Below are 16,477 nucleotides of genomic sequence, written 5' to 3'. Positions count from 1 at the left end.
CGACACACTGAAGGTCACCTCGATGGACATGCAATCCAGAATTCGCAAGCACTTCCAAGCCAGCATCGACACCAAGCAGCAAGCCATGGACGTCCTGGCCCCCTTCATCGAGCAAGGCAGCCTGGCGATGGTCAACGCCCTGCTCAACGAGGGCAAGATCCTTTCCTGCGGCAATGGCGGCTCGGCAGGCGATGCACAGCACTTCTCCTCGGAGCTGCTCAACCGCTTTGAGCGTGAGCGCCCTAGCCTGCCGGCCATCGCCCTGACCACCGACAGCTCGACCATCACCTCGATCGCCAACGATTACAGCTACAACGAAGTGTTCTCCAAGCAGATCCGCGCCCTCGGTCAGCCAGGCGATGTGCTGCTGGCGATTTCCACCAGCGGCAACTCGGCCAACGTGATCCAGGCCATCCAGGCTGCCCACGACCGCGAGATGACCATCGTTGCCCTCACCGGCCGCGACGGTGGCGGCATGGCCTCCCTGCTGCTGCCGGAAGACGTGGAGATCCGCGTCCCGGCCAAAGTCACCGCACGCATCCAGGAAGTGCACCTGCTGGTGATCCACTGCCTGTGCGACCTCATCGATAGCCAACTGTTTGGGAGTGAAGAATGACCCGCAGCCTACCAATCCTCGCCGCCCTGGCCTTCAGCCTGGTCCTCGGTGGATGTGGCAACCGCAGCATCGGCAACAAGATCGACGACCAGTTCCTCGGCCCGGACGTCAGTACCGCCATCGAGCGCGCGCACGCCGACCTGACCAGTCCGACTTCGCACATCGGCGTGACCAGCTACAACGGCGTGGTGCTGCTGGCCGGCCAGACGCCGCGTGCCGAGCTGAAGGAAAAGGCCGAGCAGGCCGCCCGCAGCGTGCAGGGCGTGAAGAAGGTGCACAACGAACTGCAGGTGCTGCAGCCGACGTCCGCACTGGCGCGCAGCAATGACGCGCTGATGACCACCAAGATCAAGACCCAGATGCTCGCCGACGCCTCCGTACCGAGCACGCGCATCAAGGTGGTGACCGAGAACGGCATCGTCTACCTGCTCGGACTGGTCAACCAGAAGGAAGCCGCCAGCGCGACCGGCGTCGTCCAGGGCGTTTCCGGGGTGCAGAAGATCGTCAAGCTGTTCCAGTACACCAACTGACGCGTGACGCCCCAATGAAAAAGGCGATCCATCGGATCGCCTTTTTTGTGCCTACTTGACCACTTTCAGACTGGGCCTGCCGCTCGGCCGCGGCGGTTCGCCGCCGGACGGCCCACCATCGTCATCCGGGCCCTCACCTTCCTCGTCGAACACCGGCGGTTCCAAGTCGAACACCATGCCCTGGCCGTTCTCCCGCGCATAGATGGCCAGCACGGCCGGCGCAGGGATGTACAACTGGTGCGCGACGCCGCCGAAACGCCCTTCGAAGCTGACCGCCTCGTTGTCCATGTGCAGGTGGCGCACCGCACTGGGCGAGACGTTCAGAACGATCTGCCCGTCCTTGGCGAAACCGGCGGGCACCTGCACCTGGGCATACTCGGCGTTCACCAGCATGTGCGGGGTGCAGTTGTTGTCGACGATCCACTCGTACAGCGCACGGATCAGGTATGGGCGGCTGGAGGTCATTCGGTTCTCCTTCAGCGTTAGCGCAGATCGCGCTCGGCAGCGGAAAGGCTGGCCTGGAAACCCTCGCGGGCAAACAGGCGATCCATGTAATCAAGCAGCGGCTTGGCCTGCCGCGGCAGTTCGATGCCAAGCATCGGCAAACGCCAGAGGATCGGCAATAGGCAGCAGTCCACCAGGCTCATTTCCTCACTGAGGAAGAACGGCTTGTCGGCGAACAGCGGCGAGACGCCAGTCAGACTTTCGCGCAACTCCTTGCGGGCCTGAACGCGCGCCGGCTCCTTGCTGCGTGGGTCCAGCACCAGATCCACCAGACGGCACCAGTCGCGCTGGATGCGATGGATCAGCAGCCGGCTGTTGGCGCGCGCCACCGGGTACACCGGCATCAGTGGCGGGTGTGGATAGCGCTCGTCGAGGTACTCCATGACCACGGTCGACTCGTACAACGCGAGGTCGCGGTCAACCAGGGTCGGCAAGCTGGCATAGGGATTTACTTCGACCAGCTTGGGCGGACACTGGCCCGCGGCGACGTAAATGATCTCGGCACCCACGCCCTTTTCGGCGAGGACAATACGAACACGATGCGAATAGTGATCGACGGGGTCTGAGTAGCAGGCCAACCGATTGGTCACGGCCATGGCGATCTTCCTCGCAAATTGCAGTTATCAGAAGCAAAAACACGCGCGCGCCCAATTGGGCGCGCGCGTCGGTAGCGGAACAGCGGCAGGTTAGTGCACGTCCTTCCAGTACTCGCGCTTGAGCAGGTAGGCGAAGACGAAGAAGAACGCCAGGTACAGCAGCACGTAGGTGCCGACGCGCTGGCTTTCAAGCTTCACCGGGTTGGACGAGTAAGCGAGGAAGGTCACCAGGTTCTTGACCTTCTCGTCGAACTCCGCCTCGCTGAGCGTGCCGGTTTTCGGCAGCACGGTCAGTTGGTCGCAGGCCTCGTGGGTGATCGGCGTACCGGTCAGCGGATCGAACTGCTTCTTGCCGTCCTCGACCACCTGCACCTGCTTGCAGCCTACGACCTGGCGGCCCTGCAGGCCGACCAGCACGTTGGGCATGCCGACGTTGGGGAACACCTTGTTGTTCACCCCCCACGGACGTGCCGGATCTTCGTAGAACGCACGCAGGTAGCTGTACAGCCAGTCGGTGCCACGCACACGAGCCACCAGGGTCAGGTCAGGCGGCGCAGCGCCGAACCAGACTTTGGCCTGCTGCGGCTGCATGCCGGACTGCATGTGGTCACCGATCTTGGCGCCGGTGAGCACCAGGTTCTCCATCATCAGCTCTTCCGGAATGCCCAAGTCCTTGCCCACACGCTCGTAGCGCTGGAACTTGGCACCGTGGCAACCCATGCAGTAGTTGGCGAAGGTCCGCGCGCCATCTTGCAGGGCGGCCTTGTCGGTCAGGTCGATGTCGACCTGATCCAGGTGCACGTCATGACCGCCGGCCGCGAAGGAGATAGCGGGCAGGACGGTGAAAATCATTGCAGCAAATAGCTTTTTCATCAGCCAGTCACCCTTTCCGGAACCGGTTTGGTCTTCTCCATCCTGGTGTAGAACGGCATCAGGATGAAGTAGGCGAAATACAGAACGGTGCAGACCTGCGACAGCAGGGTGCGCTCCGGAGTCGGCGCCAGCACGCCGAGCACGCCGAGAATGACGAAGGAGACGCAGAACACCAGCAGCCAGATCTTGCTCAGCCAGCCTTTGTAGCGCATCGACTTGACCGGGCTGCGGTCCAGCCACGGCAGGACGAACAGCACGGCAATAGCGGCGCCCATGGCGATAACGCCGAGCAGCTTGTCCGGAACCGCGCGAAGGATCGCGTAGAACGGGGTGAAGTACCACACCGGGGCAATGTGCTCAGGCGTCTTGAACGGGTTGGCCTGTTCGAAGTTCGGCTTCTCGAGGAAATAGCCACCCATTTCCGGGAAGAAGAACACGATGGCGCAGAACACGAACAGGAAGACCACCACGCCGACGATGTCCTTGACGGTGTAGTACGGGTGGAACGCGATGCCATCCAGCGGCACACCGTTCTCGTCCTTCTTCTTCTTGATGTCGACGCCGTCCGGGTTGTTCGAGCCGACTTCGTGCAGCGCCAGGATGTGCAGCACGACCAGGCCGAGCAGGACGATCGGCAGGGCGATGACGTGCAGGGCGAAGAAGCGGTTGAGGGTGATGCCGGAAATCAGGTAGTCACCACGGATCCACTGGGTGAGGTCATCGCCGATCACCGGAATGGCACCGAACAGCGAGATGATCACCTGGGCACCCCAGTAGGACATCTGACCCCACGGCAGCAGGTAGCCCATGAAGGCTTCGGCCATCAGGCACAGGTAGATCAGCATGCCGAAGATCCACACCAGCTCACGCGGCTTCTGGTACGAACCGTAGAGCAGGCCACGGAACATGTGCAGGTAGACCACGATGAAGAACGCCGAAGCGCCAGTGGAGTGCAGGTAGCGGATGATCCAGCCGTACTCGACATCACGCATGATGTATTCGACGGAGGCGAAGGCCTCCTCGGCGGACGGGGTGAAGCTCATGGTCAGCCAGACACCGGTGAGGATCTGGTTGACCAGCACCAGCAGCGCCAGCGAGCCGAAAAAGTAGAAGAAGTTGAAGTTCTTCGGGGCGTAGTACTTGGAGAGATGGTCTTCCCACATCTTGGTCGCGGGGAAACGCGCATCGACCCATTCCATGAATTTGCTCATTATGCCTTCTCCTGATCCACGCCAATGACGATGACGTCATCCGACTCGTACGAGTGCGGCGGCACCTGCAGGTTCAAGGGCGCAGGCTGAGCCTTGTAGACGCGACCCGCGAGGTCGTAACGGGAGCCGTGGCACGGGCAGAAGTAGCCACCGACCCACTCCGGACCCAGATCTGCCGGCGCCACTTCCGGACGGAACGAAGGCGAGCAGCCCAAGTGCGTGCAGATACCGACCAGCACCAGAATCTCCGGCTTGATCGAGCGGTTCACCTTGTCCACGTAGGCCGGCTGCACCGAAGCCTGAGACTCCGGATCTGCCATACGGTCATGGATCTTGCCGAGGTTACCCAGGATCTCCTCGGTACGGCGCACGATAAATACCGGCTGGCCGCGCCACTCAGCAATCATCTGCTGACCAGCTTCCACCTTGCTGATATTCACTTTCACCGCAGCACCTGCGGCTTTGGCCTTAGCGCTCGGGAACCATGACCCCACGAACGGGACCGCGGCACCCACCGCTCCTGCAGCACCCACTACGGAAGTGGCCGCCACCAGGAAGCGACGCCGGCCTGCATTCACGCCGTCATTGCTCATTCAGTCGTCTCCCATCAGCTTTGTGGCCTGTTATTCAGGCATCTACTAAGTAAAAATCGAGCCGCAAAAAAATTTGGCAAATGGTAAAGAAAAGCCCCATTTCTGACAAGGCAACTAATGGATACAAAAACGGTGAAAGCCTTGTCAGGCGCGGCATCCGCGGGTGCGGCAAGTTGTCGCAACACAAACTAACACGAATAAAAAAAGCCCGATTTCAAAAATGAAATCGGGCTTTTTTGAATACCGAAGCGAATTAACGTTTCGAGTATTGCGGACGCTTACGCGCTTTGCGCAGACCGACTTTCTTACGTTCAACTTCGCGAGCATCGCGAGTAACGAAGCCAGCTTTACGCAGGGCGCTGCGCAGGCCTTCGTCGTAGTCCATCAGGGCACGAGTGATGCCGTGACGGATCGCGCCAGCCTGGCCGCTCACACCGCCGCCACTCACAGTGACGTAGATGTCGAACTTGGCAACAGTCTCGGTCAGCTCGAGCGGCTGACGCACGACCATGCGAGCGGTTTCGCGACCGAAGAAGGTATCCAGGGTGCGGTTGTTGATCGAGATGTTACCAGTGCCCGGACGCAGGAAGACGCGAGCGGTTGCGGTCTTGCGACGGCCAGTGCCGTAATTTTGAGTCGCCGACATAATGTACTATTCCGTCAAATCTTCAGTTCTTGGGGCTGCTGAGCGGTGTGCGGGTGAACGGCACCCTTGTACACCTTCAGCTTGCGGTACATGTCGCGACCCAGCGGGTTCTTCGGCAGCATGCCTTTGACCGCGGTCTCGATCACACGCTCAGGCGCCTTGGCGATCAGCTTCTCGAAGTTGATCTCCTTGATACCGCCCGGGAAGCCGGAGTGGGAGTAGTACATCTTGTCGGTGGTTTTGGCACCAGTCACACGCACTTGCTCGGCATTGATCACGACGATGTAGTCGCCAGTGTCAACGTGCGGAGTGTACTCAGGCTTGTGCTTGCCACGCAGACGGGAAGCGATCTCGGTAGCCAGACGACCCAGAGTCTGACCAGCGGCATCGACGACGTACCAGTCGCGCTTAACGGTTTCCGGTTTAGCAGTAAAAGTTTTCATTCTTTATAGCCTCAGGGGCCGCCCTGAAAATAAGACGGCGGATCTTACTGAAAGGTGCTGGCTTTTACAAGCCAAAAGCGGCCTCTACGTGCGCTATCGGGGCTCGGGTCTTCACGCGCGTATGGGCCAGGTTCGACAGGCTAGGCATCCCCCGTCGAAAAACGGCTGCGGAATTATGCCGATTGCGCGAGAAATTTCAACCTGCTTTGATGGCCCCTTTTGAAAAGGAGCCGCACATGGACTTCCGTCAACTCGGGCGCAGCGACCTGAAGGTTAGCGCACTCTGCCTGGGCAGCATGACCTGGGGCGAACAAAACACACAGGACGAGGCCTTCGCGCAGATCGACCGGGCGCAGGCGGCCGGTATCAACTTCCTCGATACCGCCGAGATGTACCCGGTGCCGCCACGTGCCGAAACCTACGGCAGTACCGAGCGGATCATCGGCAACTACTTCAAGGCCCACGGCAACCGCAACGACTGGATCCTTGCGAGCAAGGTGGCCGGCCCCGGCAACGGCATCAGTCATATCCGCGACGGCCAGCTGAAGCACAATCGCCAGCACATCGTGGCCGCGCTCGACGCCAGCCTGCAGCGCCTGCAAACCGAGTGGATCGACCTCTACCAGCTGCACTGGCCGGAGCGCAGCACCAACTTCTTTGGTCAGCTCGGCTACCGCCACCGCGAAGAAGCCTTCACGCCCCTGGCGCAGACACTGGAAGTGCTCGCCGAGCAGGTGCGCGCCGGCAAGATCCGCCACATCGGCCTATCCAACGAAACGCCCTGGGGTACGCTGAAGTTCCTGCAATTGGCCGAATCGCTGGGCCTGCCACGGATGGTGTCGATCCAGAACCCCTACAACCTGCTCAACCGCAGCTTCGAAGTCGGTCTCGCGGAAATCGCCCTGCGCGAGCAATGCGGGCTGCTCGCCTACTCGCCCATGGCATTCGGCATGCTGTCCGGCAAGTACGAGAATGGCGCGCGACCGGCCAATGCGCGGATCACGCTGTTCAGCCGCTTCACCCGCTATACCAACCCGCAGGCGCAGGCGGCCTGCTCGCGCTATGTGTCGCTGGCGCGCGAGCACGGCCTGGAGCCGGCGCAGATGGCGCTGGCGTATGTCACCGGGCAACCCTTCGTGACCAGCAACATCATCGGTGCCACCAGCCTGGAGCAGTTGGAGAGCAACCTGGGCAGCCACTCCCTGCAGTTGTCCGAGGAAGTCCGCGCCGGCATCGAGGCGATTCACCGCGAGCAGCCGAACCCGGCCCCCTGATCGCTCCGCCCCAGCGCGCGCCGAGCACCTGCCCTCCAGGCACTCGACGCGCCGATGATCACAGGGCGCGCGAGATGATTTCCTTCATGATCTCGTTGGTGCCGGCATAGATGCGCTGCACGCGCGCGTCGGCCCAAGCGCGGGCGATCGGGTACTCCCACATGTAGCCGTAGCCGCCGTGCAGCTGCACGCACTCGTCGATCACCTGGCACTGCAGGTCGGTGCTCCAGTACTTGAGCATCGCCGCGGTCGGCACATCCAGCTTGCCCTGCAGGTGCAGGTCGAGGCAGCGATCGACGAACACCCGACCAACCTGCACCTGAGTGGCCAGCTCCGCTAGCTTGTGGCGGGTGGTCTGGAACTCGGCGATCGCCTTGCCGAACGCCTTGCGGTCACGGGTGTAATCCAGGGTCCAGCGCAGCGCCGCTTCGGCCGAGGCCAGGCCGCCGATTGCCACGGTCAGGCGTTCCTGGGGCAGTTCCTGCATCAGGTAGGCGAAGCCCATGCCGGCCTGCCCCAGCAGGTTCTCCTTGGGAATGCGCACGTTCTGGAAGAACAGCTCGGAAGTATCCTGGGCTTTCATGCCAACCTTTTTCAGGCGCTGGCCTTTGTCGAAGCCCGGCGTACCTGCCTCGACCAAGAACAGGCTGGTGCCCTTGGCGCCGGCCTTGGGATCGGTCTTGGCGACCACGATCACCAGGTCGGCGAGGTAACCGTTGGTGATGAAGGTCTTCGAGCCGTTGATCACGTACTCGTCGCCATCCAGCACTGCGGTGGTCTTCACGCCCTGCAGGTCGGAGCCGGCACCCGGCTCGGTCATGGCGATGGCGGTGACAATTTCGCCGCTGACCATCTTCGGCAGGTACTTCTGTTTCAGCTGCTCACTGCCGTAATGCAGGATGTACGGCGCGACGATGTCCGAGTGCAGCGAGAAGCCGATGCCGGACAGACCGAGGCGGCTGATTTCCTCGATCACCACGCTGCTGTAGAGGAAATCCGCCGCCATGCCGCCGTACGCCTCCGGCAGGTGCGAGCAGAGCATGCCGGCGGCACCGGCCTTGTTCCACAGCTGGCGGTCGATGTAGCCGTCTTCCTCCCACTGGGCATGGAACGGCACGGCTTCCTGTTCGAGGAACTTGCGCACGCTGTCGCGGAACAGTTCATGGTCGGAGCTGAATATTGTTCTTGGAATCATCACGGCACCTGGACACTGACAGAAGGGGTAGAGGCCGACTGTACGGCTGACCCTACAGTCTAGAACTGGACACAAGCGCCAAAAAATAAGACGCTCCCGCCAGCACTTGACCATTTCCACCTACAAGAACACTGCCCCATGCCCCTGCCCGCCACCGCCAACCTGATTCGCGTCAGCATCCTCGCCGTCGAAGGCGTGTTCGCCTCGACAGCCATGCAAGCCATGGATTTCTTCCACATGGCCGCACGGCGCCACGGGCGCAACGCGAGCCAGGACACCTCGGCCTTCGAGATCCTGCTGGTCAGTCCGGACGGCAAGCCGGTGCGCAGCTTCAGCGAAGTAGTCCTGCCGGTGGACAGCGGCCTGGGGCCCGCCGACATCATCATCCTGCCGCCGTACTGGAGCGACTTTCAGCAACTGCACAGGCGCGTCCCGCAGGTCGTCGACTGGCTGCGCGCGCAACATGCCGCCGGCAGCATCATCTGCGGCGAGGCCATGGGCGTGTTCTGGATGGCCCAGGCCGGCCTGCTCGATGGCAAGGAGGCGACCACCTACTGGCGCTTCCACCGCGAGTTCGCCGAGCGCTTCCCGCAGGTGCTGCTGAATCGCGACAAGCACCTGTCCGACGCCGACAACCTGTATTGCGCCAGCGGCAGCACCTCGGCACGCGACCTGTACATCCACCTGATCGAACGCTTCTGCGGCGCCAGCGTGGCCCAGGCGGTGGCCCGCGACATCCTCTACGAAGTGCGCCGCACCTACACCCCGGGACGCATCGGCTTCGGCGGACAGAAGCTGCACCAGGACCTGACCATCCTGCAGATTCAGGAATGGCTGGAAGAGCACTATGCCGACAAGTTCCGCTTCGAGGACGTCGCCCGCGAGCATGGCATGAGCATCCGCAACTTCATGCGCCGCTTCCACAGCGCGACCGGCGACAAGCCGTTGCACTACCTGCAGCGGCTGCGCATCGAAACCGCCAAGGGTCTGCTCAGCGCCACCCGCAAGAGCATCAAGACCATCAGCTACGAGGTCGGCTACGACGACGCGAGCTTCTTCGCCCGACTGTTCCGCCAACACACCGAACTGTCGCCGAACCAGTACCGCCGCCAGTTCCAGCGCAATGGCGAGCGCAGTGCCGGCAGCCCGCCATCCCTAGGATAGGTTGGCCGTTTTGGGCCGGGGCTTAAGATCAGGGCATACCAACAAGATCAAAGGCCCCCGCCATGCGTCGCTACCTGCTCGCCCTGCTTGCCGTCTGCAGCCTCAGCGCTGCCGCGGATGACACCTGGAAACCCTTCCCCTACGACCAGAGCGCCTACGACTACTCCGGCGAGCGCCTGCGCGAAGCCTGGCCACGCCTGACCCGCGGCTTCGGCGACTACCCCTTCCCCGACGCCGACTGGGTGCTGCGCATGGCCACCGAGCACCCGCAGGCGCTGGAACAGACCGTGGCCGGCAACCGTGGCTTCAGTGGCAAGCCGGAAGAAGCGCAGCGCTATGCCGAGCAGCTGCAGCAGGTCTGGCGCCTGGTGTTCCGCGGCGATTTCGCCGCAGCCAAGCGCCAGGGCCTAGCCCTCGGCGTCGGCGGCCAGGTGCCGGCGATGTTCGCCCAGACCCTCTACGCGATGTTCCTCGCCCCCGACCAGGCGGAGAAGCACCGCCTGCTGGAAGAGGTGATCGCCTACACCGACAAGGCCGGCGAGCTGATGCAGGCCGACAGCGTGGCGCTGTTCGGCCGCGCCTACGCCAAGGCGCGGCTGGCCGAGGAGCTGCCAGTGCCGGTGGTGCTCAAGCGCGGCTACACCAGCCAGATCCCCGCCGAGCTGGACGCCCTGCTCGCCCGCCAGCCGCGCCAGCCGTTCGCCCTCGCCCTGTATGGCGGCTATGAGGCCGGGGTGATCCGCAAGGTCGGCAAGCTGGTCGGCAGGATGACCTACGGGGTCAGCGCCGAGCAGATGGAGCAGTACTTCGTCCGCTCCTTCCGCGCCGCCGACGACCTGCCGATCGGCCACTACGAATACGCCAACGCGCTCGGCTATGTGTACGGCGACGACGAACAGGCCAAGGTGGTCGCGCAGCTCAAGCGCGCCACTGCGATCCAGCCGATCAACGCCATGGAGGCGCTGGAGGTCGCCCACGCCAAGCAGTTGCTGGCCGAACAGGCCCAGCCGGTGGCGCAACGCTGACGGCAAGCGCAATGCAAAAAGGGCTGCCCATGGGCAGCCCTTTTGTTTGCCGGAGCAGCAGTTACGGGCGGTGCGGGCGCGACAGGAACTCGTGCGACTGCATCTCCAGCAGACGGCTCAGGGTGCGCTGGAACTCGAAGCTCAGACGCCCGCCGGTGTAGAGGTCTTTCAGCTCGACTTCGGCGGAGATGATCAGCTTGACGTTGCGGTCGTAGAACTCGTCGACCAGGTTGATGAAGCGCCGCGCCATGTCGTCCTTGGCTTTGCCCATCTGCTCGACGTTGGCAAGGATCACCGCGTGGAAGATCTTGCCCAGCTCGATGTAGTCGTTCTGGCTACGCGGGCCATCGCACAGCTCGCGGAACTCGAACCAGGCAACGTCCTCGCAGACCCGCACCGCACGAATCTCGCGGTTCTCGATCATCAGCGGCTCGTCTTCCATGGCATGCGTGCAGTCCGGCAGCAGGCTGGCGAAGCTCTTGCGCAGGCTGACTTCCGCCTCGGCGTCCAGCGGCCAGTGGAACAGTTCGGCCTGCTCCAGGGCACGCAGGCGGTAATCGACGCCGCTGTCGACGTTGACCACGTCGGTGTGCTGCTTGACCAGGGCGATCGCCGGCAGGAAGCGCGCGCGCTGCAAGCCGTCCTTGTACAGGCCGTCCGGCACGATGTTGGAGGTCGCCACCAGGCTCACGCCGTTCTTGAACAGCTCGTCGAGCAGCGTGGCGAGGATCATCGCGTCGGTGATGTCGGAGACGAAGAATTCGTCGAAGCAGATCACCCGCGCCTCGTCGGCGAAGCGCTTGCCGATGATGGTCAGCGGGTTCTTCTCGCCCTTGAGGGTTTTCATTTCCTCGTGGACGCGCTTCATGAAGCGGTGGAAGTGGGTGCGCATCTTCCGCTTGAACGGCAGCGCGTCGAAGAAGGTGTCGACCAGGTAGGTCTTGCCGCGCCCCACGCCACCCCAGAAGTACAGGCCCTTGACCGGCCCCTGCGGCTTCTTGGCGAACAGCTTGCCGAACAGCCCCGCCTTGCCCTGCTCGCTGGCGACCAGATCGTCGTACAGGCGCTGCAGGTGGCGCACGGCATTTTCCTGCGCGGCGTCGTGGAAGAAGTCCGGCCGCTTCAGATCGGCCTGATAGCGCTCAAGAGGGGTCATGGCGGGTAGTTCGGTAACAAAACGGGGCGGTCACTTTAGCGACGGCCCCGTGTGTTGGCAAATCGGCGGCAGTTATTCCTGCGGCGCCAATGCCTCGTGCAGGCGGGCGATCGCCGCCTGGCGGTCGGCGGCATTGGCGAAGCCGAGGCTTTCGCCAACCAGCTCACCGTCCAGCCACAGGGCAAAGCCACTGTCCTGCTCGCGCACATCCAGTGCCTCGCCGGACTGCAGACGCTTGCTCACCTGCCCGGCGCTCTTGCCGTCGGCGAACGCCTTGGACAGCAGCAGCTGCTCGCCCGCCGCGTCCAGCAGGCGGAAACGGAAGCTGCCGTCCTCGTCGCGAAAGCTGACGATGCGCGCGCTTTTCGCCGCCTTCTTCTTCGCGCTGCCGGCCACCTGCACCTGCTCGCGGAACGAGCGCAGGCCGACCGCCTCGCGCAGCTCGCCGAGGAACGGCGTGGCGGTCTTGCGTGCTTTGGCGGCACCGGCCAGGAGGATGTCCTCGAGATCGGCCGGACGCTCGATCAGCGCGTGATAGCGCTCGCGCGCCTCGCCCAGCTCGCCATCCAGAAGCTGGAACAGGCGCTGCTTGGCCTCGCCCCAGCCCAGACCGGCGAGCAACTCGGCGCGGAACTCGGCGAGTTGCGTCGGATTGGCAAAGGCCTGATAGAGGGTAAACAGGTGCGCGTTGTCCGGGTCCTTCGCCTCGCCGGGCAGGCGCGAGTCGGTGACGATGCGCGCGATGGCGTCCTTCAGCTGCTTGGCGCTGCCGAATAGCGGAATGGTGTTGTCGTAGCTCTTCGACATCTTGCGCCCGTCGAGGCCTGGCAGGGTCGCCACGTCTTCCTCGATCACCGCCTCGGGCAGGGTGAACAGCTCCTTGCCGGCGCCAAACAAGTGGTTGAAGCGCTGACCGATGTCGCGGGCCATCTCGACGTGCTGAATCTGGTCGCGGCCGACCGGCACCTTGTGCGCGTTGAACATCAGGATGTCCGCCGCCATCAGCACCGGGTAGCTGTACAGGCCCATGGTCACGCCGGCATCCGGGTCTTCGCCGGTCTCGACGTTCTTGTCCACCGAAGCCTTGTAGGCATGCGCACGATTGAGCAGCCCCTTGGCCGACACGCAGGTGAGCAGCCAGGTCAGCTCGGGAATCTCGGGGATGTCCGACTGCCGGTAGAAGGTCGCCTTGTTCACGTCCAGACCGCAGGCCAGCCAGGTGGCGGCGATCTCCAGGCGCGAGCGCTGGATGCGCTGCGGGTCGTCGCACTTGATCAGCGCGTGGTAGTCGGCGAGGAAATAGAAGGAGTCGGCCTGTGGGTCGCGGCTGGCGATGATCGCCGGGCGGATGGCACCGGCATAATTGCCGAGGTGCGGAGTGCCGGTGGTGGTGATACCGGTGAGAATTCGAGTGCTCATGGGCTTATCGCTTGTCGGACTGCAGTCGGGATCAGAGACGCGGCAGCACCAGATCTTTGAGATCGGTCAGCTTGCCGTGGAAGAAGTGGCCGCATTCTGCCACTTTCAGCAGCTCATGGGGACGCTCGAGCGCCGCCGACCAGACATACACCAGCTGCGGATCGAGCACTTCGTCCTGCTCCGGCTGGATCACCGTGAGCGGACAGCGCTGCGGCAGATGATCCTCGTCGCGCAGACGCATCACCGCCGGCGCGACCATGAACAGGCTGCGCAGCGTCTGGCCCTGCGCTTCCAGCCGGCCGCCGAGCGCCGCGGCGACGAAGCCGCCATAGGAGAAGCCGGCCAGGGTCAGCGGCAGGCCCGGGTAACGCGCGAGCAGCCAGTGCGCCACTGCCTCGGCGTCATCGACCTCGCCGCTCTGCATGTCATGGCTGCCGGCGCTGGCGCCGACGCCGCGGTAGTTGAAGCGCAGCGTCGCCAGCCCGGCGTCGCGCGCGGTGCGTTGCAGGGTCGACACCACCTTATTGAGCATGGTGCCGCCCTGCACCGGATTAGGGTGGCAGATCAGCGCCACGCCGCGCGCGTCGGGCAGGTCGAGATGCAGAGCTTCGAGCTGGCCGACCGGGCCATCGAGCAACAGGGAAGTTTCACGCATGAGCAAACAGGAACTCCGTGACCCCGGGGTGGGTCGACACGTCTTGGTTAAGCACTACACGGCTTGCGTCGCGGTATACAGCGCAGGTTCGAGCCGTTAACGTAAAGCAAAGCCGTTTACAGAGGAAGGACTCGTGGAACAGACGCTCACAGCCTGGTTGCTGCCGACCCTCACCCTGCTCGCTGGCATCGCCATCGGCTTCGTGGTGGCCCGCCTACTGCCCAGCGCGGCCCCCAATCGCACCCAGCGCCAGCTGGATGAGATGCAGGAACGCTTCGACACCTATCAACGCGAAGTGGTGACCCATTTCAATACCACCGCCAGCCTGGTGAAGAAGCTCACCCAGAGCTACACCGAGGTGCAGGAGCACTTGTCCGACGGCGCCAACCGCCTGGCCCTCGACGAAATCACCCGCCAGCGCCTGCTGGCCGCCCTGCACGCCGACGAACAGCCCACGCCGCGCGAACGTCTGACCCCGCCGAAGAGCAGCGAGGCGCCCAAGGACTACGCGCCGAAGGTACCCAACGCCCCGGGCATGCTCGACGAGACCTTTGGCCTGAAGAAGTAATTCGCCAGGCAATAAAAAGCCCCGCTTCGGCGGGGCTTTTTATTGGCCGTTCCCGGCACCTGAGCGACGGCCCGGCGCAAGGCCGGGCGGTCTCGGCACGCCTTACAGCGCGCCGCGGGCCTTGAGCAGGCCAATCACCTGCTTGACGCCATCCTCGACCGACAGCGACTGGGTGTCGATTACCAGGTCGGCATTCAGCGGCACGTCGTAGGGGAAGGACTCACCAGGGATGTTGTCCTGCCCGGCGGCGTACAGGCCCTGCGGATCACGCTCGCGACAGGCCTGCGGCGACGCTTGCACGTACACGGTGATCAGGCGCTCGGCACCGATCAGCGCCTTGGCCTGCTCGCGCCCTTCAGCGTCCGGAGCGACGAAGGCGGCGAGGGTCAGCAGGCCGGCCTCGTTGAACTGACGCGCGACATGCGCGGCACGCCGCCAGTTCTCGGTACGCCCGGCGCGATCCTGCGGCAGGCCCTTGTTGAGGTCGTGGCGCAGGTTCTGACCGTCCAGCACATAGACCGCCCGGCCCATGTCGAACAGCTTGCGCTCCACCGCATAGGCCAGGGTGCTCTTGCCGGCGCCGGACAGGCCGCTGAACAGCACGGTGGCCGGTTGCTGGCCGAAGCGCGTGGCACGCTCCTCGGTGGACACATGGGCGAGCTTGCCGTGATGACTGCTACCGCCAGCGCCGACGGCATCGGCGATGATCATGCCGGCACCGACGGTGCCGTTGGTCAGCCGGTCGATGACGATGAAAGCGCCGGTGGTGCGGTTCTGCGCGTAGCCATCGAGGGCGATCGGCGCGTCGAGGGCAACCTTGACCTTGCCGATTTCGTTGAGCTGCAGGCTGCTCGCCGCACCCTCTTCCAGGGTGTTCACATCGACCCGGTGGGCGATGCTGGCGATCGAGCCCGGCACGTAGCTGGTGGCACGCTTGATGTCGTATTTCTTGCCCGGCAGCATCGGCTCTTCGGCCATCCACACCAGCATGGCGTCGAAACTGTCGACCACTTGCGGACGGTTGTCGGCATGCACCAGCATGTCGCCACGCGACACGTCGATCTCGTCTTCCAGGGTCAGGGTGATCGCCTGGCCCGGACCGGCCTGCTCCAGCTCACCTTCGTAGGTGACGATGGACTTGACCTTGCTGCCCTTGCCCGACGGCAGAGCGATGACTTCGTCGCCCTTGCGCACAATGCCGCTGGCCAGGGTGCCGGCGAAGCCGCGGAAGTTCAGGTTCGGACGGTTTACGTACTGCACCGGGAAACGCAGGTCGGCGAAGTTGCGGTCGCCGGCGACTTCCACGGTCTCGAGGATTTCCATCAGCGACTGGCCGGTGTACCAGGGCGACTGCTCGCTCTTGTTCACCACGTTGTCACCCTTGAGCGCCGACATCGGCACGAAGAACAGCGAGGTCGGCTTGAGCGAGATGCCCTCGGCGAACTTCAGGTAGTCGGCCTTGATCTGCTCGAACACGCCCTGATCGAAGCCCTTCAGGTCCATCTTGTTGATGGCGACGACGATGTGTTTGATGCCCAGCAGGGACGCAATAAAGCTGTGCCGCTTGGTCTGCGTCTGCACACCGTAGCGCGCGTCGATCAGGATGATCGCCAGGTCGCAGGTGGAGGCGCCGGTCGCCATGTTGCGAGTGTACTGCTCATGGCCAGGGGTGTCGGCGATGATGAACTTGCGCTTGGCGGTGCTGAAATAGCGGTACGCCACGTCGATGGTGATGCCCTGCTCGCGCTCGGCCTGCAGACCGTCGACCAGCAGTGCCAGGTCGACTTCCTCACCGGTGGTGCCGACCTTTTTGGAGTCCTTGGTGATGGCTTCCAGGTGGTCTTCGTAGATCATCTTAGTGTCGTGCAGCAGGCGCCCGATCAGGGTGCTCTTGCCGTCGTCGACGTTGCCACAGGTGAGGAAGCGCAGCAGTTCTTTGCGTTCGTGCTGGGCCAGGTACGCAACGATGTCCTGGCTGATCAGATCGGATTGATGACTCATGGTGCGGA

The 16,477-nt window shown here is 63.5% G+C and carries 18 protein-coding genes; 6 read left to right on the top strand and 12 right to left on the bottom strand.

Annotation, left to right across the window (positions count from 1 at the left end):
* Positions 1 to 22: 22 nt before the first annotated feature.
* Positions 23 to 616, top strand: a complete 594-nt coding sequence (locus JQX08_RS12905) for a phosphoheptose isomerase (protein ID WP_205348780.1) — start codon at positions 23 to 25, stop codon at positions 614 to 616.
* The gene (locus JQX08_RS12900; RefSeq protein WP_205348779.1) at positions 613 to 1,146 is read left to right on the top strand and encodes a BON domain-containing protein; all 534 of its coding nucleotides are present in this window, start codon (positions 613 to 615) and stop codon (positions 1,144 to 1,146) included. Before JQX08_RS12905 ends, JQX08_RS12900 begins: the two co-directional genes overlap by 4 nt.
* Before the next feature lie 51 nt (positions 1,147 to 1,197).
* Here JQX08_RS12900 and JQX08_RS12895 read toward each other — a convergent pair whose 3' ends face one another.
* The 7 genes from JQX08_RS12895 to rplM all read right to left on the bottom strand — a co-directional run bounded on the left by JQX08_RS12895 (position 1,198) and on the right by rplM (position 6,012).
* Entirely contained in the window at positions 1,198 to 1,611 is a 414-nt protein-coding gene (locus tag JQX08_RS12895; protein WP_205348778.1) for a ClpXP protease specificity-enhancing factor, read from the bottom strand.
* A 17-nt stretch (positions 1,612 to 1,628) separates the two neighbouring features.
* Complete coding sequence (locus JQX08_RS12890) at positions 1,629 to 2,246, bottom strand: glutathione S-transferase N-terminal domain-containing protein (RefSeq protein ID WP_205348777.1); 618 nt, start codon at positions 2,244 to 2,246, stop codon at positions 1,629 to 1,631.
* A gap of 90 nt (positions 2,247 to 2,336) precedes the next feature.
* Positions 2,337 to 3,119, bottom strand: a complete 783-nt coding sequence (locus tag JQX08_RS12885; RefSeq protein WP_205348776.1) for a cytochrome c1 — start codon at positions 3,117 to 3,119, stop codon at positions 2,337 to 2,339.
* Complete coding sequence (locus tag JQX08_RS12880) at positions 3,119 to 4,330, bottom strand: cytochrome b (protein WP_205348775.1); 1,212 nt, start codon at positions 4,328 to 4,330, stop codon at positions 3,119 to 3,121. The genes JQX08_RS12885 and JQX08_RS12880 overlap by 1 nt, the downstream gene beginning before the upstream one ends.
* A complete protein-coding gene (gene petA, locus JQX08_RS12875) occupies positions 4,330 to 4,923 on the bottom strand; it encodes a ubiquinol-cytochrome c reductase iron-sulfur subunit (protein WP_205348774.1) in 594 nt (197 codons plus the stop codon). The genes JQX08_RS12880 and petA overlap by 1 nt, the downstream gene beginning before the upstream one ends.
* 253 nt (positions 4,924 to 5,176) lie before the next feature.
* On the bottom strand, positions 5,177 to 5,569 hold the full coding sequence (gene rpsI, locus JQX08_RS12870; RefSeq protein WP_205348773.1) for a 30S ribosomal protein S9: 393 nt from the start codon (positions 5,567 to 5,569) through the stop codon (positions 5,177 to 5,179).
* A 14-nt stretch (positions 5,570 to 5,583) separates the two neighbouring features.
* Positions 5,584 to 6,012, bottom strand: coding sequence for a 50S ribosomal protein L13 (gene rplM / locus JQX08_RS12865; protein WP_016490991.1), 429 nt, complete (start codon positions 6,010 to 6,012; stop codon positions 5,584 to 5,586).
* A 236-nt stretch (positions 6,013 to 6,248) separates the two neighbouring features.
* On the opposite strand from rplM, the gene JQX08_RS12860 reads away from it, so the two are divergent.
* Complete coding sequence (locus JQX08_RS12860) at positions 6,249 to 7,286, top strand: NADP(H)-dependent aldo-keto reductase (RefSeq protein WP_205348772.1); 1,038 nt, start codon at positions 6,249 to 6,251, stop codon at positions 7,284 to 7,286.
* A gap of 58 nt (positions 7,287 to 7,344) precedes the next feature.
* Here JQX08_RS12860 and JQX08_RS12855 read toward each other — a convergent pair whose 3' ends face one another.
* On the bottom strand, positions 7,345 to 8,481 hold the full coding sequence (locus JQX08_RS12855; RefSeq protein WP_205348771.1) for an acyl-CoA dehydrogenase family protein: 1,137 nt from the start codon (positions 8,479 to 8,481) through the stop codon (positions 7,345 to 7,347).
* Between the two features lie 138 nt (positions 8,482 to 8,619).
* On the opposite strand from JQX08_RS12855, the gene JQX08_RS12850 reads away from it, so the two are divergent.
* On the top strand, positions 8,620 to 9,645 hold the full coding sequence (locus JQX08_RS12850; protein WP_430472526.1) for a GlxA family transcriptional regulator: 1,026 nt from the start codon (positions 8,620 to 8,622) through the stop codon (positions 9,643 to 9,645).
* Between the two features lie 62 nt (positions 9,646 to 9,707).
* A complete protein-coding gene (locus tag JQX08_RS12845; protein WP_205348770.1) occupies positions 9,708 to 10,670 on the top strand; it encodes a hypothetical protein in 963 nt (320 codons plus the stop codon).
* Between the two features lie 61 nt (positions 10,671 to 10,731).
* Here JQX08_RS12845 and zapE read toward each other — a convergent pair whose 3' ends face one another.
* From zapE to JQX08_RS12830, 3 genes are all read right to left on the bottom strand, one after another.
* Positions 10,732 to 11,826, bottom strand: a complete 1,095-nt coding sequence (gene zapE, locus JQX08_RS12840; protein WP_205348769.1) for a cell division protein ZapE — start codon at positions 11,824 to 11,826, stop codon at positions 10,732 to 10,734.
* Positions 11,827 to 11,898: 72 nt separating this feature from the next.
* Positions 11,899 to 13,245 (bottom strand): tryptophan--tRNA ligase, encoded by a 1,347-nt coding sequence (locus JQX08_RS12835; protein ID WP_205348768.1) that lies wholly within the window; start codon positions 13,243 to 13,245, stop codon positions 11,899 to 11,901.
* 31 nt (positions 13,246 to 13,276) lie between these two features.
* Positions 13,277 to 13,900, bottom strand: a complete 624-nt coding sequence (locus JQX08_RS12830; RefSeq protein ID WP_205348767.1) for an alpha/beta hydrolase — start codon at positions 13,898 to 13,900, stop codon at positions 13,277 to 13,279.
* Positions 13,901 to 14,033: 133 nt separating this feature from the next.
* On the opposite strand from JQX08_RS12830, the gene JQX08_RS12825 reads away from it, so the two are divergent.
* Entirely contained in the window at positions 14,034 to 14,468 is a 435-nt protein-coding gene (locus JQX08_RS12825; RefSeq protein WP_205348766.1) for a ZapG family protein, read from the top strand.
* A gap of 102 nt (positions 14,469 to 14,570) precedes the next feature.
* Here JQX08_RS12825 and cysN read toward each other — a convergent pair whose 3' ends face one another.
* On the bottom strand, positions 14,571 to 16,469 hold the full coding sequence (gene cysN, locus JQX08_RS12820) for a sulfate adenylyltransferase subunit CysN (protein ID WP_205348765.1): 1,899 nt from the start codon (positions 16,467 to 16,469) through the stop codon (positions 14,571 to 14,573).
* Between the last annotated feature and the right edge of the window lie 8 nt (positions 16,470 to 16,477).

The organism is Zestomonas insulae (genome assembly GCF_016901015.1).
GTDB classification, from domain to species: Bacteria; Pseudomonadota; Gammaproteobacteria; order Pseudomonadales; family Pseudomonadaceae; genus Aquipseudomonas; species Aquipseudomonas insulae.
The sequence above is the reverse complement of the archived record's forward strand: the minus strand, read 5'-3'. Positions and strand labels throughout refer to the sequence as shown.